A 13876-nucleotide genomic window follows, 5' to 3' on the forward strand; every position below is an offset into this window, starting at 1 on the left:
CGCCGCCCCCTCGAGGGGGGAACAAGCTACACGCCAGTGAGCTTGGACGGGGGGGAGTCAATAGTCAGCAGCGGGTGCACCGTGCCCCACAGGCTTTCGTCAAGCACGCGCTGCAAGGTGCGCAGCAGCTGGTTGTTGGAGGTGTAGGCCTTCACCAGCACCGCTTCCACACGCTGGGTTTCCGTGGCGACCTCGTCGCTCGCGGAAAACACCACCACCGGCGGCGCGGGGTTCAGCGCCTCTATCGTGTCCAGCAGTTCCCAGCCTGAACCGTCTTTCAAAGTCAGGTCGAGCAGCACCAGGTCATAGTGGTGCTTGCCGAGCTGTTCGCGCGCCTCCTGCAGGCTGCCGGCAAATTCAAAGGTCGCGAAGTCCTGGGCGATGGTCGCGGCGATGCGCTGGATGTCCAGGTCGTCCTCGACATGCAGGATGCGCGGCCGGCCTTCGGCCATGTTGGCGATGGCGCGCTGCAGGCTCAGGATCAGCTTGTTTTCGTCGATGGGCTTTTCAAGCCAGGTCGACACCGCGAGCGGCTGGTTGTTGAATTCGAGTTCGCCGGCTTCGGCGTTGGCGGACACTACCACGATGGGCAGTTCCCGCGTGCGCTCTTCGAGGCGCAGCGCGCGGATCAGGCTGATGCCGTCCAGGTCCGGCAGGCCCAGGTCGACCGTCATGGCGGCGTAGGGCCGTTTCACCACTTGCTCCATGGCCTGCGCGGCGCGGTAGACCATGTCCGAATCGAATCCGCCCTTGTCGAGCATCAGGTTGATCAGGTGGGCGATGTCGGGGTCGTCCTCGCAGACCAGGATCAAGGGCCTGGGCGGCCCGCTGGCCTTGCTTCTGTTTGCATCGATGCTGGCTTCTTCCACCCGCGGCGCAAGTGCTTCGGGCAGCTCAAAATAGAAAACGGTTCCCACGCCGGTTTGCGAGGTGAAGCCCACGCTGCCGTTCATACGCTCGACAATGGCGCGCGAGATGTTCAGGCCCAAACCGGTGCCGCCCTTTTGCCGGGTGTCCGAGGTGTCGGCCTGCGAGAACTTCTGGAAGATGCGTTTGCGGAACTCTTCGGGAATGCCGGGACCGCTGTCGGCGACCTCGACCCGGATCCGCCCGCCGCTGCGCAGCAGCCTGACGTACACACAGGACTCCGCCGGTGAGAACTTCACGGCATTGGAGATCAGGTTGGTGAGGGCCTGGGTCATCCGGTCGCTGTCGACGCTGACCTTCACCGCATCGGCCTGGACGTCCAGGGCCAGCTTGACGTTGTGCTGGCCCGCAAAGCCTTCATTGGCCGTCAGGATCTGGGCCAGCAGGGGCTGCAGTTCCACGATCTGCAGGTCGAAACGCATCTTGCCGGACTCGATTTTCTCGCTGTCCAGGATGTCGTTGATCAGCCGGATGAGCCGCTCGCAATTGCTGGTGGCGATGCCGACGAGGTTCTTGGCCATGGGCGGCAGCTCCCCGGCCACGCCGCCGACGATCAGGCCCAGCGAGCCGCGTATGGAGGTCAAAGGCGTGCGCAGCTCATGGCTGACGGTGGAGACGAACTCGCTCTTCATGCGGTCTATGCGCTTGAGTTCGGTCACATCGGTGCCCAGCGAATAAAAACCGAGCACCTTGCCTTCGTCCTCGCCTTCGCCGTAGCGCGGAAAGTACTGCATGACGTAGTCGCGTTGCTTGCCGTCGGCGCTTTCCTGGGTGCGGTCATACTGCGCCGCGTAGCCGTCCAGGGCTTCCTCGATCTTGCCGCGCTCCTTTTCGTAGAGCTCGCGGCCCATCATCTCGCGCATGGTCTTGCCATGGATCTGCTCGCGCTTCAGGCCGAAGCGTTCCTCATAAGCGAGGTTATAGAACTGGAAGCGCTGCTCCGCGTCGATGTAGGCGATCAGGGCAGGCACGGTGTCGGTGATCTGGTGCAACTGCGTTTCACTGGCGTTCAGCGCGATGGTGCGCTCCTGCACGCGCTGCTCCAGGGTCTCATTGGCGCCCTGGAGTTCCTGGTTGACGCGCTGGATGGTGGAGTGGCTGCTGAGGAGGTCGACCGCCGCGTAGAGGAGCAGCGCCACCAGCACCGCCGAAAAAATCAGCAGGTAGCGACCATAACGCTCGCCTTCCGCCCCGGCCTGTTGCTGCTCGGCCGTCAAGGCATCGTTGGCCTCATCGAGCAGTTTTCCGGTCGGCGCCGCGGCAATGCCCACGAGGAGCTCATTGACTGTTTTCTGCTCGCGCAAAATGGTCTGGATATGCGCGCTGAAGATGCCCAGCCTGTCCCTGATGTCTGGCGGAAAAAGATGCAGGCCGCCTTCCAGCCGGCTTAGCTCGTCCCGTATCTCCGCGCCCCTGTCGCCGGTCGGGCTCTGGCTGTACAGCATGCTCGCGAGCAAAAGCCTGTTCACGCCCGCCGAGATCTGCTGAAACGCCGGCTGCGCGGCACCGCGGCCCGGCACTAGCGACTGCTTGACGTCTTCCGCCGCGGTGGGAAGAAAGGCCAGCGAGTTGCGCAGCACCGAGTTGTTGGATTTGAATTGCTCGATCAGGACGGCCTTGTCCTGGACGGCGCGTTGCAGCGCCGCCAGCTTGGCGGCCTGCGCGGGTGCATCGTGCTTGTGGGCCTCCGCTTCCGACCGGAGCTGCTCCATGAGCCGGGCCATCTCGCCCTGGTTGTCGGCCAGCGCATCGTAGTGCGTGTTGATGCCTATCCTGGACTTCAGCACGTCCAGCTCCCATTGCGCGTCAAGCTGCTTCAGGTGGCGCAGCACGGCGATATCCTCAAAGTAATGCGACTCGTCGAAGCTCTGGGTTTTAGCGTACAGAAACACCAGGATGGACAGCAGCACGGCAGTGACCGCCGCCATCGGCAGCCAGGCCAGTCGATTCGGTTTTTTCACGGTTTGACGTCCAGTTCACCGGTGAGGGTGTTGAGGAAACGGATGATGGCCTCCTTGTCCTCTTTGGAGGCGACGCGGCCGAGCTGGTAGCGGAACATGATGTCGACGGCCTCGTCCAGGGTTTTCGCCGAGGCATCGTGGAAGTAAGGCGCGGTGAGCGCGATATTGCGCAGGCTGGGCACCTTGAAGACGTATTTGTCGCTTTCGACCTTGGTGACGAGGTAGCGGCCCAGATCGGCTTCCGTGGGATTGCCGCGCTTGGCGAAGTAGTCGCCCATGACGCCGAATTTCTGGAACATATTGCCGCCCACGTTGACGCCCTGGTGGCAAGCGACGCAGCCGTACTGCTTGAACTTCGCATAGCCGGCTTTCTCGGGCGCGGAGATCGCATTGGGGTCGCCGCGCAGGTATTTGTCAAAGCGCGAGTTGGGGGTGATCAGGGTGCGCTCGAAAGTGGCGATCGCGTTCTGGATGTTCACCTTGGTGACGCCGTCCTTGTAGGCGGCGGCGAATGCGCTCTTGTATTTGGGGTCCTGCGACACCTTCTGGACCACCTCTTCCCACTTCGAGCCCATCTCGACCGGGTTCTGCATGACATGGTCGGCCTGGGCTTCCAGCGACTCGGCGCGGCCGTTCCAGAACTGCTTGAAATTGAGCGCGGCGTTGAGCACCGTGGGGGCGTTGACGCTGGTGAGCCCGCCGTTGAGCCCCACCGAACGATCACGCCCGTCACCGCCGCCCTTGCTGATGTCGTGGCAGCTGGCGCAGGACACGCGGCCGTTGCCGGACAGGCGCGTATCGCGAAACAGCTGCCGACCGATTTCGGCGCGGGCCGGGTCCTGCTTCAGCGTCAGCGGGACCGGCTGTATGGGCTCATCGAGCAGAGGCGCCGCAGTGGCGGCGTGGGATGCGCAGAGCACCGCGGCCGCCAGCAGAAGTCCCGCCAGGCCGGAAGCCCTTGCGGCCGCGTGTGCGCTTGCCTGCTGAAGCGGCGCCCATGGCCCGCCGCGATAGCCGCGCGCCAACATCCCTGTTGTTGTTTTCACGGCTGCTGTCCTCCTGATCGTTGCTGCAACCAGCCACCATCAGATCACGTTTATCAACCGCGCCCCTTAAGGCATTTCCCGTGTGGGCATATTTACCAACACTATGTAAGTAAATGCTTCGTTTTCACTTCGAAGAAAACCGCAGGCCCAGCGGTGCCCCGCACTCAACTTAGAACTTTTTATTTCATCGATCCGAAGACTTTTTTGAGAATCGCGCTGCCGGTGCCCACGGGATCCTGGCGGATCTTCTTTTCTTCCTCACCGATGATGAGGTAGAGGCCGTCCAGCGATTTGCCGGTGACGTATTGCTGGATGTTGGCGTCTTCTTTTTTGACCAGGCCGAAACCGGCGGCCTTGCCGGCGAATTCGTTGTATTTGTTGGCCAGCCCGACTTTTTCAGTGGCCTTGGTCACCACGGGCAGGAATTTCACACCCAGCGGCGCGCGGGTTTTTTCGGCGAAGAAAGTGGTGACCGAGGTCTCGCCGCCGGTCAGGATGTTCTTGGCGTCGTTCACGTTCATGGTGTGCACCGCGTTGACGAGCAGGTCCTTGCCCATGGGCACGGCCGCTTCGGCGGCGCGGTTGATGGAGGTGACCAATTCGTCGATACGTTTGCCCTGGCCGAAGTTTTTCAGCAGTTTCGACGCGTCTTCGAGGTAACCGGGCAAAGGAATGCGAACTTTTGGGTTTCCGAGGAATCCATCCGTCTTGCCCAGCAGGGCGACGGCCGCGATGGCGCCCTTTTCCAGGGCGGTTTTCAGGCCGGCGCTGGCATCGGCGTTGCTGATGCCGGACAGGTCTCCCAGCGACAGCGCGTGGGCCTGGTGGTAGGTGGCCAATATCAGTGCGCCCAACGCGCTGACGCCGGCCTGGTTAAAATTGCGACGTTGCATGATGAGGTCTCCCATGAAATTGACATCCAGCCGGACAGTATGCCGCATGGCGCTGGCCGGCGTTTTTGCGCTGGCGGCGCTCGCCAGCCTGCCCGGGTGCACTGGCGCGCAGGCAGCGCCTGAGTCGACCTTCGTGCTGCTGGACGGCAGCAAAAAAACCACGGCCGACCTCAAAGGCAAAGTCACCCTCGTCAACTTCTGGGCCACCAGCTGCGTGACCTGCGTGGCGGAGATGCCAAAAGTCATTTCCACCTACAACAAATACAAAAGCCAGGGTTACGACACCCTGGCCGTGGCCATGAGCTACGACCCGCCCAGCTACGTCGTCAACTACACCGAAACACGCAAGCTGCCCTTCAAGGTGGCCATCGACAACACCGGCGCGGTGGCCAAGGCCTGGGGCGACGTCCAGCTCACGCCCACGACCTACCTGGTCAACAAGCGCGGTGAGATCGTCAAGCAGTATGTGGGTGAGCCCGACTTCGCGGCGCTGCACCAGCTGATCGAGAAGCTGCTGGCTGAGACCTGAAGCGTTTCGCATCCCCCAAAAGAAAAGCCGGTTCAAACGAACCGGCTTTTTTATTTCCCCCTTCAAGCAGGGGCCGCGGGACTGGCTTTGCCAGACCGCAGGCGCCGCCCCCTTGAGGGGGGAACAGGCTACACGCAGTGAGCCTGGACGGGGGTGTTATTGATTTCTGAAAGAGTCGTGGCAAGCCTTGCAGGTGCCGGCGGTCGAAGCGAATGCCGTCTTCAGCGTATCGAGGTTGCCGGTCTTGGCGGCGGCGGCCAGCTTGGCGGTTTCGGCGACCAGCTTTTCATGGCCTTCCTTGAACTTGGCCTGCTCGGTCCAGATCTCTGGCTTGGCCTTGGTGTTGCCGCCCTTGTCGGTGCCAGGCGCGAAGCCGGCCCACGGGAGCTTGGCCATGTCGGCCACGATGTCGGCGTTCTCCGCGGCGACTTTGGCGTCGAAGGGGACGCGGCCGTTGGCCATGGCACCGATCCGGCCGAAATGCTGGCTCATGACAAACAGCGCGCTCTGGCGGTATTTGATGGCGTCTTCGGGTTTGGCAAACTGCGCGGAGGCCGGAGCGGCGATGGCCACCAGGGTGGCGGCCGCTGCGATGCAGGCGAAAAGTTTCATGGTTTTCCTCGTGAGGTTTTTTTAGGATATGGTCGGTGGCACGCATGGCAACGCGCTGGGCTTGTTGCCATGTGGCTGAGTTTAGCCAGACCTGATAAGTTCCGCAGGAACTTATGCACTACGGGAAAGCACCAAGAGTCGAGCGAGGCGGCCGGAGGCAAGCCCGGCATAGAGCAACCCACATGAACGAGGAGTGAGCGTGTACACCAACAAGAATCTGCACAAGGTGCGTGTGTGGGACCTGCCCACGCGGTTTTTCCATTGGGCGCTGGTGGCCTGCGTGACCGGCCTGGCCATCACCGGCACCGTGGGCGGCAACGCCATGGTCTGGCACTTCCGTTTTGGCTACACGGTGCTGGCCTTGCTGCTGTTTCGCATCGTCTGGGGCCTGGTGGGTGGGCGCTGGTCGCGCTTTGGCGCGTTCATCTATGCGCCGCAGAGCGTCATCAACTACCTCAAGGGCCAGGGCAAGCCGGAGCACGGCGTGGGCCACAGCCCGATAGGCGCCGGGTCGGTGTTCGCCATGCTGGGTTTCCTGGTGGCGCAAGTCGGCACGGGCCTGCTCAGCGACGACGAGATCGCTTTCGCCGGCCCGCTGACGCGCTTTGTCTCCAATGCCACCGTCAGCCTGACGACCAACTATCACAAGAACATCGGCAAATGGGTGCTGCTGGCGCTGGTGCTGTTGCACATCGCGGCCATCGTCTATTACCTGAGCCGCAAGCACAACCTCGTGGGCGCCATGCTTCACGGCGACAAGGAACTGGTGGTGCAAGCGCCCCCCTCGCGGGACGACACGGTGTCGCGCGTGGCCGCGGCGCTGATCCTGGCGATTTGCGGCGGCGTGGCCTACTGGGTTTCCACCCTGGCGGCGCCGGCGTTCTGAGGCCGTCTGCCCATTGCGGCGGACCGGACGCCGCGGCTGATGGCACTGGCAAACCGCGTTAAACTGGTTGCCGACTTTTCATCGCCGATCCGTGCAACGCCCTTCCATCCAGTTCATCACGCCCGACACGCCGGAGCAGCTGGCCGCGACGCGGCTGGTTTTTCGCGAGTATGCGGAGCAGCTGGGCGTGGACCTGTGCTTCCAGAACTTCGAGGCTGAACTGGCCGAGCTACCCGGTGAATACGATGAACCCGAAGGCACGCTGCTGCTGGCGCTGGTGGACGGCGAAGTCGCCGGCTGTTGCGCACTGCGCGCGCTGGACTCGGTCGACTATCCGAATGCCGGCGAGATGAAGCGCCTCTATGTGCGCAAGCCCTTTCGCCGCTTCGGCCTGGGCCGCCAGCTCGCGGAGGCCATCCTGGACGCGGCGCGCGTGGCGGGTTACCACTCGGTACTGCTGGACACGCTGGACGACATGGAATCGGCGCGCGCGCTGTACGCAGAACTCGGCTTTGCCGAGATCCCGCCCTACTATCACAACCCCATCGCGGGGGCGCATTACCTGAAAGCCGATCTCTAGGCTTTCCCAAAGCGGAAACGAAAAAGCCACCGGGCTCGCGCGCGGTGGCTTTTTTTCTGGCGAAGAATCCGCCCTCAGCCCTCAGCCCTTGGCTTGTGCCAGCAGCGTGGCGGCATCGCTGACTTCAAACTTGCCGGGGCCTTCTACATTGAGGCTGGCGACCTTGCCGTCCTTGACCAGCATGGAGTAGCGGTTGCTGCGCAGGCCCATGCCGCGCGCCGTCAGGTCCAGTGTCAGGCCGGCGGCTTTCGCGAAATCCGCACTGCCATCGGCCAGCATGCGCACCTTGTCGCCGGTCTTCTGGTCGCGCGCCCAGGCGCCCATGACAAAAGCATCGTTGACGCTGAGGCACCAGATCTCGTCGACACCCGCGGCCTTGAGCTCGGCGAATTTTTCGACGTAGCCGGGCACATGTTTGGCCGAGCAGGTGGGCGTGAATGCACCGGGCAAGGCAAACAGGGCAATAGTCTTGCCGGCAGCGGCCTTGGCCACGTCGACCGGGTTGGGGCCGATGCTGCAGCCATTGCCTTCGACTTCGGAAAATTCCATCAGGGTGGTGGCCGGAAGGGTGTCGCCTACTTTGATCATGGTGTGCTCCTCAAAAATAATGGGTGGGTTGAAAATCAACCCCCGCAGTGTAGTGCGGAGGCGGCTAGCGTGCGCTCACTGTGCAAAAGCCGCAGAGGGCTTGAAGGTCATGCCCAGCCGGTACACAGTTGGGCAAACGCCGGCACAAACAAAAACGGCCCACCGAGGTGAGCCGTTTTTAAAGAGTGACTTGACGCCAGCCCCAGGTAGACCCGGGACTTAAACGATCACAGCCTTTTCAACCAGACGGGTCACAACCCAGTTCTTGGTCTTGGAAATCGGGCGGCTTTCGGTGATCTCGATCACGTCGCCCGTGTGGTACTCGCCCTTTTCGTCATGGGCGTGGTACTTGCTGGACAGGGACACGATCTTGCCGTAGAGCTCGTGCTTCACACGGCGCTCGACCAGAACCGTCACGGTCTTGGCGCGCTTGTCGCTCACCACCTTGCCGATCAAGGTGCGCTTGAGGGATTTTTTAGCTTCCGTCATTTTTTGGCTCCTTGCTTGACGATGGTTTCGGCCAGGATGGTCTTGGCACGAGCGATGCTGCGACGCGTGGAGCGCAGCGTGGAAGTGTTGGTCAGTTGCTGCGTGGCTTTTTGCATGCGCAGGCCAAAGTGGGCTTTTTGCAGCTCTTTGACTTCGGTTTTCAGGCCGGCAACGTCTTTTTGGCGCAGTTCAGTAGATTTGGTCATTGTCATTTCCCCTTACTGGCCGATCATGCGGCTGACGAAGGTGGTGCGCAGCGGCAGCTTGGCGGATGCCAGGCGGAACGCTTCGCGGGCCAGCTCTTCAGGCACACCGACGATTTCAAAGACGATCTTGCCGGGCTGGATTTCAGCCACGTAGTACTCTGGATTACCTTTACCGTTACCCATACGCACTTCAGCGGGCTTTTGGGAAATCGGCTTGTCCGGGAAGACACGGATCCAGATACGGCCGCCACGTTTGACGTGACGGGAAATCGCACGACGTGCGGCTTCAATTTGACGAGCAGTCAGGCGACCACGGTCGGTGCATTTGAGACCGAAGTCACCGAACGCAACCGAGGAACCCCGGGTTGCGACGCCGGTGTTGCGGCCTTTTTGCTCTTTGCGGTATTTTCTGCGAGCGGGTTGCAGCATTTTGATTCTCCGTTAATAGACCGATTACTCGGTCTTGGCACCGTCAGCTGCTGCAGCTGGCGCGGCTTTACGGACGCGCTTAACGGTGGTTTTCGGGGCTTCGCTACCAGGGGTAGCTTCAGCCGGCTTGTCGCTTCCATCCGCAGGTGCGGTGTTGGACGCGCCGCGCGGTGCGCGAGCACCACGTGGAGCGGGACGGTCGCTGCCTGGACGATCACCAGGACGCGCATCACGGCGTGGGCCGCGCGGCTTGCGTTCTTCGTCGGGCACTTCCACCATCTTGGCGCCGGGCGCATCGTTGCGGCCCAGCGTGTCGCCCTTGTAGACCCAGACCTTGACGCCGATCACACCATAGGTGGTCTTGGCTTCGGAGGTGCCGTAGTCGATGTCGGCGCGCAAGGTGTGGAGGGGCACGCGGCCTTCGCGGTACCACTCGCAGCGAGCGATTTCAATGCCGTTGAGGCGGCCGGACGACATGATCTTGATGCCCAGGGCACCCAGACGCATGGCGTTTTGCATGGCGCGCTTCATCGCACGGCGGAACATGATGCGTTTTTCAAGCTGCTGCGTGATGCTGTCGGCGATGAGCTTGGCATCAATTTCAGGCTTGCGAACTTCTTCGATGTTCACGGCGACCGGCACGCCCAGCTGGCGGCTCAGTTCTTTCTTGAGGTTCTCGATGTCCTCGCCCTTTTTGCCGATCACGACGCCCGGACGTGCCGAGAAAATCGTGATGCGGGCGTTCTTGGCGGGGCGCTCGATCAGAACGCGCGAAACCGCGGCGTTCTTGAGCTTGGCCTTGAGGTACTCGCGAACCTTGATGTCTTCGGCCAGCATGCCGGCGAAATCACGGTTGCTTGCATACCAGCGGCTGGCCCAGTTGCGGCTAACTGCAAGGCGAAACCCGGTTGGGTTGATTTTTTGTCCCATATCCTGCTGCCTTTAGTTGCCAACCACCACGTACACATGGCACGTGGGTTTGCTGATGCTGTTGCCGCGGCCTTTTGCGCGCGCGGAGAAACGCTTGAGCGTGGCGCCTTGTTCGACGTAGATGGTTTTCACCTTCAGTTCGTCGATATCGGCACCATCGTTATGTTCAGCGTTGGCGATGGCGGACTCCACAACCTTCTTGATGATTCCAGCAGCTTTTTTCTGCGTGAAATTCAGGATGTTGAGGGCTTGATCCACTTTCTTGCCGCGGATCAGGTCAGCGACCAGACGGCCCTTGTCGACCGACAGACGAACGCCCCGGAGGGTTGCACGTGTTTCCATGGTCTTTCCTTACTTTCTCACAACTTTTTTATCAGCCGGATGACCTTTGAAAGTCCGGGTGAGTGCGAACTCGCCCAGCTTGTGGCCAACCATTTGATCGGTGATGTAGACAGGTACGTGCTGCTTGCCGTTGTGGACGGCGATGGTCAGGCCGATGAACTCGGGCAGGATCATGGAGCGACGCGACCAGGTCTTGATCGGCTTTTTGTCCTTGTTGGTAACGGCCTTGTCGGCTTTAGCTACCAAATGATGGTCGACAAACGGACCTTTTTTGAGTGAACGTGTCATGGGTTAGCCTTACTTCTTGCGACGCGAAACAATCATCACTTGCGTGCGCTTGTTGTTGCGGGTGCGGTAGCCCTTGGTCAGGTTACCCCATGGGTCGACAGGATGGCGGCCTTCGCCGGTCTTGCCTTCACCACCGCCGTGCGGGTGGTCGACCGGGTTCATCACCACACCGCGAACGGTCGGGCGAATACCCATCCAGCGTTTCACACCGGCCTTGCCGAGACGGCGCAGGCTGTGTTCTTCGTTGGCGACTTCGCCGATGGTGGCGCGGCACTCGATGTGGATCTTGCGAACTTCACCGGAGCGCATACGCACCTGGGCGTAGGTACCTTCGCGGGCCAGCAGCGTTGCCGAGGTGCCGGCGGAACGGGCGATTTGCGCGCCCTTGCCGATTTGCATCTCGATGCAATGGATGGTGGAACCCACGGGGATGTTGCGGATAGGCAGCGTGTTGCCGACGCGAATCGGCGCTTCCGAACCGCTCACCAGCGTGGCGCCGACTTCAAGGCCGCGGGGGGCGATGATGTAGGTGCGCTCGCCGTCGGCGTAGCAGAGCAGGGCAATGTGGGCCGTGCGGTTGGGGTCGTACTCGATGCGCTCGACCTTGGCCGGAATGGCGTCCTTGTTGCGCTTGAAGTCCACCACACGGTAGTGGTGCTTGTGACCGCCGCCTTTGTGGCGCGTCGTGATGTGCCCGTTATTGTTACGGCCGGCCTTCTGGAATTGTGGTTCCAGCAGCGGCGCGTAAGGCTCACCCTTGTGCAGGTGATCCCGGGAGATCTTCACCATCCCGCGCATGCCGGGGGAGGTGGGTTTCATTTTAATGACAGCCATTACGCAGACTCCCCACCGAGGTTGAGTTCCTGACCGGGCTTGAGCGTCACATAGGCCTTGCGAATGTTGTCGCGGCGGCCGATGGACTTGCCAAAGCGCTTGGTCTTGCCTTTGATGTTCAGGACGGCGACCGACTGGACGTCCACCTTGAACATCAACTGCACGGCGGCCTTGATTTCAAATTTGGTGGCATCCTGCAGCACCTTGAAGGTCACGGCATTGGTCTTGTCCGCGATCATGGTGGCCTTTTCGGACACGATGGGCGCGACCAGGACCTGCATCAGGCGGCCTTCGTCGAATTTCAGTTTTGGAGAAGATGGGTTACGGGCGCTCATGCGAACATCTCCTTGAGTTGGTCCATGGCAGCCTTGGTGACCAGAACCTTCTTGTAGTGGACCAGCGACACCGGATCGGCGTAACGGGGCTCAACCACGAGGATGTTCACCAGGTTGCGGGAAGCCAGGTACAGGTTTTCATCAACTTCATCAGCGATGACCAGCACCGAGTTGAGGTTCATGGCCTTGAACTTGTCGGCCAGGACCTTGGTCTTGGGCGAGTCCACGGTCAGGGAATCAACCACAGCCAGGCGACCTTCACGGGCCAGCTGCGAGAAGATGGCGGCCATGCCGGCGCGATACATCTTCTTGTTGATCTTCTGCGTGAAGTTTTCGTCAGGCATGTTCGGGAAGATACGACCGCCGCCGCGCCACAGGGGCGAAGACGTCATACCAGCACGTGCGCGACCGGTGCCCTTTTGTTTGAAAGGCTTCTTGGTCGAGTGACGGACCTGCTCACGGTCTTTCTGGGCACGGGTGCCTTGGCGGGCGTTGGCCTGGAAGGCCACGACCACCTGGTGCACCAGGCTTTCGTTGTATTCGCGACCAAACACGGTATCGGGCACGTCCACTTTGGACGAGGCCAGACCTTGGTCATTCAGGAGTTCGACCTGCATCAGTTCGCTCCTTTAGCAGCGTTGGCGGGCTTGGCCTTGATCGCGGCGCGAACCGTGACAAAACCACCTTTGGAACCAGGCACAGCGCCGCGGATCATGAGCAGCTGACGGGCTTCGTCGATGCGCACGATGTTCAGGTTTTGCGTGGTCACGGTGACATCACCCAGATGGCCCGTCATGCGCTTACCGGGAAACACACGGCCGGGATCCTGCGCCATACCGATGGAGCCGGGAACGTTGTGCGAACGGCTGTTACCGTGCGACGCGCGTTGCGAGCTCATGTTGTGGCGCTTGATGGTGCCGGCGAAACCTTTACCGATGGAGGTGCCTTGCACGTCCACCAGCTGGCCCACGGCAAACACGTCGGCTGCGGGCACAACGGTGCCTGCGGCGTACTTGCCTGCGACGTCAGCCGTCACGCGGAATTCTTTCAGGATTTCACCAGCCTCAACGCCTGCTTTCGCAAGGTGGCCGGCGGCCGGCTTGGTGACACGCGATGCTTTGCGTGCGCCAAATGCCACTTGAAGGGCATCGTAGCCGTCATTTGCTTCGGTTTTAACCTGGGTCACGCGGTTGTTCGATACATCCACCACGGTGACAGGAACTGTGTCCCCATCATCCGTGAACAGACGCATCATGCCAACTTTGCGGCCCAGCAACCCGAGGGAGTTGCTCAGACTCATGATGTGTTCTTTCGTAACTTTCACCGCTGCGACTTCAATTGGCCGCAGACGTTTTGATGTGAAAGACAGTTAATAAAACCGCCCCATCCATGCAGGCATGAAGCCAACATGCAAAGGACAGCCCAAGAGTATAGCCCAGGTCGCCAAAAATGGCAAACCCGGGCTAAAACCTGTCGATTTGGGGCCCGGCTTGCGGCCGAAACCCCGTTTTTTGCTTACTGCAGCTTGATTTCGACGTCCACGCCGGCCGGCAGGTCGAGCTTCATCAAGGCGTCCACGGTTTTGTCCGTAGGATCCACGATGTCCATCAAACGCTGGTGCGTGCGGATTTCCAGCTGGTCGCGGCTCGTCTTGTTGACGTGGGGCGAACGCAGGATGTCGAAGCGCTTCATGCGGGTTGGCAGGGGCACGGGGCCCTTGACAATCGCGCCGGTGCGCTTGGCGGTGTCAACGATCTCAGCTGCCGACTGGTCGATCAGCTTGTAGTCAAACGCCTTCAGGCGGATACGGATTTTTTGCTTGGTGGCCATGGTAATTCCTTAGTGTTTGCGGAAATTACGCAATGATCTTGGCAACGACGCCGGCGCCGACGGTCTTGCCGCCTTCGCGGATGGCGAAACGCAGGCCTTCTTCCATGGCGATCGGGTTGATCAGCTTGACGGTGATCGACACGTTATCGCCTGGCATGACCATTTCCTTGC

20 protein-coding genes are annotated in these 13876 nt (G+C 61.2%); 3 read left to right on the forward strand and 17 right to left on the reverse strand.

The window, feature by feature from the left end:
• Positions 1–26: 26 nt before the first annotated feature.
• The 3 genes from AC1D1F_RS14020 to AC1D1F_RS14030 all read right to left on the reverse strand — a co-directional run bounded on the left by AC1D1F_RS14020 (position 27) and on the right by AC1D1F_RS14030 (position 4827).
• On the reverse strand, positions 27–2888 hold the full coding sequence (locus AC1D1F_RS14020; RefSeq protein ID WP_477676911.1) for a DAHL domain-containing protein: 2862 nt from the start codon (positions 2886–2888) through the stop codon (positions 27–29).
• Positions 2885–3934 (reverse strand): cytochrome-c peroxidase, encoded by a 1050-nt coding sequence (locus tag AC1D1F_RS14025; protein ID WP_477697090.1) that lies wholly within the window; start codon positions 3932–3934, stop codon positions 2885–2887. The genes AC1D1F_RS14020 and AC1D1F_RS14025 overlap by 4 nt, the downstream gene beginning before the upstream one ends.
• Positions 3935–4113: 179 nt before the next feature.
• Positions 4114–4827, reverse strand: coding sequence for a DUF4197 domain-containing protein (locus AC1D1F_RS14030; protein ID WP_477676909.1), 714 nt, complete (start codon positions 4825–4827; stop codon positions 4114–4116).
• A gap of 46 nt (positions 4828–4873) precedes the next feature.
• Between AC1D1F_RS14030 and AC1D1F_RS14035 the strand changes: the two genes are divergently transcribed.
• A complete protein-coding gene (locus AC1D1F_RS14035) occupies positions 4874–5356 on the forward strand; it encodes a TlpA disulfide reductase family protein (RefSeq protein WP_477697094.1) in 483 nt (160 codons plus the stop codon).
• A 156-nt stretch (positions 5357–5512) separates the two neighbouring features.
• Here AC1D1F_RS14035 and AC1D1F_RS14040 read toward each other — a convergent pair whose 3' ends face one another.
• Entirely contained in the window at positions 5513–5968 is a 456-nt protein-coding gene (locus AC1D1F_RS14040; protein WP_477676908.1) for a c-type cytochrome, read from the reverse strand.
• 199 nt (positions 5969–6167) lie between these two features.
• Between AC1D1F_RS14040 and AC1D1F_RS14045 the strand changes: the two genes are divergently transcribed.
• Together AC1D1F_RS14045 and AC1D1F_RS14050 are read left to right on the forward strand one after the other, a co-directional pair.
• Positions 6168–6854, forward strand: coding sequence for a cytochrome b/b6 domain-containing protein (locus tag AC1D1F_RS14045; protein ID WP_477676907.1), 687 nt, complete (start codon positions 6168–6170; stop codon positions 6852–6854).
• 91 nt (positions 6855–6945) lie between these two features.
• A complete protein-coding gene (locus tag AC1D1F_RS14050) occupies positions 6946–7434 on the forward strand; it encodes a GNAT family N-acetyltransferase (RefSeq protein WP_477676906.1) in 489 nt (162 codons plus the stop codon).
• An 81-nt stretch (positions 7435–7515) separates the two neighbouring features.
• On the opposite strand, the gene AC1D1F_RS14055 is transcribed toward AC1D1F_RS14050, so the two are convergent.
• The 13 genes from AC1D1F_RS14055 to AC1D1F_RS14115 all read right to left on the reverse strand — a co-directional run.
• On the reverse strand, positions 7516–8022 hold the full coding sequence (locus AC1D1F_RS14055) for a redoxin family protein (protein ID WP_477697089.1): 507 nt from the start codon (positions 8020–8022) through the stop codon (positions 7516–7518).
• Positions 8023–8241: 219 nt separating this feature from the next.
• A complete protein-coding gene (rpsQ, locus tag AC1D1F_RS14060; RefSeq protein ID WP_092130381.1) occupies positions 8242–8511 on the reverse strand; it encodes a 30S ribosomal protein S17 in 270 nt (89 codons plus the stop codon).
• Positions 8508–8717, reverse strand: a complete 210-nt coding sequence (rpmC, locus tag AC1D1F_RS14065; protein ID WP_011481236.1) for a 50S ribosomal protein L29 — start codon at positions 8715–8717, stop codon at positions 8508–8510. The genes rpsQ and rpmC overlap by 4 nt, the downstream gene beginning before the upstream one ends.
• Positions 8718–8729: 12 nt before the next feature.
• Positions 8730–9146, reverse strand: coding sequence for a 50S ribosomal protein L16 (rplP, locus tag AC1D1F_RS14070; RefSeq protein ID WP_007866520.1), 417 nt, complete (start codon positions 9144–9146; stop codon positions 8730–8732).
• A 24-nt stretch (positions 9147–9170) separates the two neighbouring features.
• Positions 9171–10076: a 30S ribosomal protein S3 gene (gene rpsC / locus AC1D1F_RS14075; RefSeq protein ID WP_477676904.1), complete on the reverse strand. Its 906-nt coding sequence runs from the start codon at positions 10074–10076 to the stop codon at positions 9171–9173.
• 12 nt (positions 10077–10088) lie between these two features.
• Positions 10089–10418, reverse strand: a complete 330-nt coding sequence (rplV, locus tag AC1D1F_RS14080; protein ID WP_007866508.1) for a 50S ribosomal protein L22 — start codon at positions 10416–10418, stop codon at positions 10089–10091.
• A gap of 9 nt (positions 10419–10427) precedes the next feature.
• The gene (rpsS, locus tag AC1D1F_RS14085; protein ID WP_007866503.1) at positions 10428–10706 is read right to left on the reverse strand and encodes a 30S ribosomal protein S19; all 279 of its coding nucleotides are present in this window, start codon (positions 10704–10706) and stop codon (positions 10428–10430) included.
• A gap of 9 nt (positions 10707–10715) precedes the next feature.
• Complete coding sequence (rplB, locus tag AC1D1F_RS14090) at positions 10716–11540, reverse strand: 50S ribosomal protein L2 (protein WP_092130383.1); 825 nt, start codon at positions 11538–11540, stop codon at positions 10716–10718.
• Positions 11540–11875, reverse strand: coding sequence for a 50S ribosomal protein L23 (gene rplW, locus AC1D1F_RS14095; protein ID WP_411881975.1), 336 nt, complete (start codon positions 11873–11875; stop codon positions 11540–11542). Before rplW ends, rplB begins: the two co-directional genes overlap by 1 nt.
• Positions 11872–12492 carry a 50S ribosomal protein L4 gene (gene rplD / locus AC1D1F_RS14100; protein WP_436155804.1) on the reverse strand — a complete coding sequence of 207 codons (621 nt, stop codon included), beginning with the start codon at positions 12490–12492 and terminating at the stop codon, positions 11872–11874. Before rplD ends, rplW begins: the two co-directional genes overlap by 4 nt.
• Positions 12492–13175, reverse strand: a complete 684-nt coding sequence (gene rplC, locus AC1D1F_RS14105; RefSeq protein WP_411881976.1) for a 50S ribosomal protein L3 — start codon at positions 13173–13175, stop codon at positions 12492–12494. Before rplC ends, rplD begins: the two co-directional genes overlap by 1 nt.
• A gap of 215 nt (positions 13176–13390) precedes the next feature.
• Positions 13391–13705, reverse strand: coding sequence for a 30S ribosomal protein S10 (gene rpsJ, locus AC1D1F_RS14110; protein WP_007838118.1), 315 nt, complete (start codon positions 13703–13705; stop codon positions 13391–13393).
• 25 nt (positions 13706–13730) lie between these two features.
• The coding region (locus tag AC1D1F_RS14115; RefSeq protein ID WP_477680957.1) for an EF-Tu C-terminal domain-related protein at positions 13731–13876 on the reverse strand (146 nt) is incomplete at its 5' end.

Source organism: Polaromonas sp. P1_H6, assembly GCF_056405195.1.

Bases quoted from the DNA above. Each gene is read 5' to 3' on its own strand.
- rpsS (WP_007866503.1), bottom strand. From the start codon at position 10,706: ATGACACGTTCACTCAAAAAAGGTCCGTTTGTCGACCATCATTTGGTA.
- rplB (WP_092130383.1), bottom strand. From the start codon at position 11,540: ATGGCTGTCATTAAAATGAAACCCACCTCCCCCGGCATGCGCGGGATG.
- rpsC (WP_477676904.1), bottom strand. From the start codon at position 10,076: ATGGGACAAAAAATCAACCCAACCGGGTTTCGCCTTGCAGTTAGCCGC.
- rplP (WP_007866520.1), bottom strand. From the start codon at position 9,146: ATGCTGCAACCCGCTCGCAGAAAATACCGCAAAGAGCAAAAAGGCCGC.
- AC1D1F_RS14040 (WP_477676908.1), bottom strand. From the start codon at position 5,968: ATGAAACTTTTCGCCTGCATCGCAGCGGCCGCCACCCTGGTGGCCATC.
- rplW (WP_411881975.1), bottom strand. From the start codon at position 11,875: ATGAGCGCCCGTAACCCATCTTCTCCAAAACTGAAATTCGACGAAGGC.
- AC1D1F_RS14055 (WP_477697089.1), bottom strand. From the start codon at position 8,022: ATGATCAAAGTAGGCGACACCCTTCCGGCCACCACCCTGATGGAATTT.
- rplC (WP_411881976.1), bottom strand. From the start codon at position 13,175: ATGAGTCTGAGCAACTCCCTCGGGTTGCTGGGCCGCAAAGTTGGCATG.
- rpsQ (WP_092130381.1), bottom strand. From the start codon at position 8,511: ATGACGGAAGCTAAAAAATCCCTCAAGCGCACCTTGATCGGCAAGGTG.
- rplD (WP_436155804.1), bottom strand. From the start codon at position 12,492: ATGCAGGTCGAACTCCTGAATGACCAAGGTCTGGCCTCGTCCAAAGTG.
- rplV (WP_007866508.1), bottom strand. From the start codon at position 10,418: ATGGAAACACGTGCAACCCTCCGGGGCGTTCGTCTGTCGGTCGACAAG.
- AC1D1F_RS14035 (WP_477697094.1), top strand. From the start codon at position 4,874: ATGGCGCTGGCCGGCGTTTTTGCGCTGGCGGCGCTCGCCAGCCTGCCC.
- AC1D1F_RS14030 (WP_477676909.1), bottom strand. From the start codon at position 4,827: ATGCAACGTCGCAATTTTAACCAGGCCGGCGTCAGCGCGTTGGGCGCA.
- rpmC (WP_011481236.1), bottom strand. From the start codon at position 8,717: ATGACCAAATCTACTGAACTGCGCCAAAAAGACGTTGCCGGCCTGAAA.
- rpsJ (WP_007838118.1), bottom strand. From the start codon at position 13,705: ATGGCCACCAAGCAAAAAATCCGTATCCGCCTGAAGGCGTTTGACTAC.